We start from the raw sequence: 1,790 nt of genomic DNA on the forward strand, positions 1-1,790 counted from the left end.
TAGACATCCCACGGCTTTAAGGCGTCAAGCGACGGCCGGAAGGATCTCTGGCTCCGACTGGTTGGGAAAGGCCTTCACTGGGTCGTAGGGCATTCTGTGCTGGAGACAGAAAAACAGCATTCCAAGGAACCGGTTGAAGAGGTTACGGAGGGCTGCGGTGTGTCGGTCTCCTGCTTCCCGACGGCGGTCGTAATGGGCCCGGGCCCCTGCTGAGGCTCTCAGGGAGGCGAAGGCCCACAAGTAGCCCGTGGAGGCCAGCCTCTGGTTCTTGACCCGGCGGCTGATCACTACGCAGCTCTTGCCACTGGCGCGTGTGACCGGTGCGCTGCCTGCGTAGGCCTTTAGCGAGCCGGCGTTCGCAAAGCGGGTCCGGTCGTCTCCGATCTCGGCCAGGATCCGGGCGCCGCTCAACGATCCGAGGCCGGGGAAGCTGGTGATCACCGGAGCGTCCGGGTGCTGATCGAAGGCCTCGACGGTCGCCGCTTCCAGCTGCTCGGCGTTGGTGCAGGCGGTGTCGAGCTGTCGCTGCAGTGCCGCTGTCTGGTGACCGAGGGCCTCTTCAACCTGTGCCGGATGGTGCAGGTGATCGCGGTGGAAGACCTCGTGGAGGCGGTCGGCCTCCGCCTCGATGCCGCGGCTGCGGCCCGCACGCTTGAGTAGTGCCCGCAGTTGACGGCGGGTGAGTCGGGCCGCGGCGGTGGGTGTTGAGGCTGCGGCGAGGATGGTTCGGGCCTCGGGAGCAAACAGCCCGAACCGGTGATCAGCGAAGGCCGACAGGATCGAGGGGTAGAACTCGCGCAGCTGTGAGCGGAGTTTGTTGTGGGCCTGGGTGCGGTCCCAGATTGCGTCCTGCTGAGCCCGGGCCAACACCGCGATGGCCTGCGTGAGTTCGGTGTCGGCGGGCAGTTGTCGGTGGGCTGCCATGTCGACGCGCAGGATGTTTGCCAGGGCTGCCGCGTCGATGGCGTCGGACTTCTTTCGGGCGACGGAGTGCCGGTCGCGATAGCGGGCCACCGCCAGCGGATTGATCGAGTAGACCGGGCGTCCCGTTACCCGCAGAGCGGCGACCAGCAGCCCCCGGGAGGTCTCGATCGCAACCGGGATCGGATTCTCCTTGCTGTCGCCGTGCTCCGTCAGCAGCGCCGTGAGCTGGGCGAATCCGGCTGCATCGTCGCTGATTCGCTGCTTGGCGAGCTGCTTGCCGCCGATGTCGACCAGGGCAACATCATGATGCGCTTCTGCCCAGTCAATCCCGCAGAACACCGGCACTGGTAACTCTGTGATCTCCATGGTGCTACCCCTTGCATTCAGGCGTTTTATGCAGGCCAGAGCCTGTGCGGGGCGCGCGTGCTCCCTAATGGAAGTGCTCAAGGCACGACATCCCACCAGCCGTCCGCAGCCCCAGCGAACCGCGTGGCCCTCAGTCTTCTTCAGAGCTCGATCGCTCGCGCCTTAGGGAAAGGTGATCCACACAGCCAGCTCAGGTCACGGACAGCAAACCGGACGGGCACGGGGCGCCGGAGGAGATGACGGGAGACGCCCGCCGAGTGTTGAAGGCCCCCTCGTTGCGACTCCAGGAGACATGATTTCGTCGGCCCCCTGACCATCTCGGTGACAACTGACAGTCACAGGACCGGAACCGTCTACCACTAGGGCTCACGGCCCGGCTGCTACCTAGGCCTCGGTCCCGCAACCGGAAGGCGACGATCCAGGCCCGCCCGCTCTATTGCTAGCGCTCACGGCGCCGGGTGGGAACAGGGCTGGCGAACCGCCTCTTCGCTTCCCATTAG

The 1,790-nt window shown here is 65.7% G+C and carries 1 protein-coding gene; it reads right to left on the minus strand.

Translation table 11 applies throughout. The annotated features are described in order from the left end of the window. Positions 1–24: 24 nt before the first annotated feature. A complete protein-coding gene (locus AC5P1C_RS43665) occupies positions 25–1,290 on the minus strand; it encodes an IS110 family RNA-guided transposase (protein ID WP_493871573.1) in 1,266 nt (421 codons plus the stop codon). Positions 1,291–1,790 lie beyond the last annotated feature (500 nt).

The organism is Streptomyces sp. A18 (genome assembly GCF_059026065.1).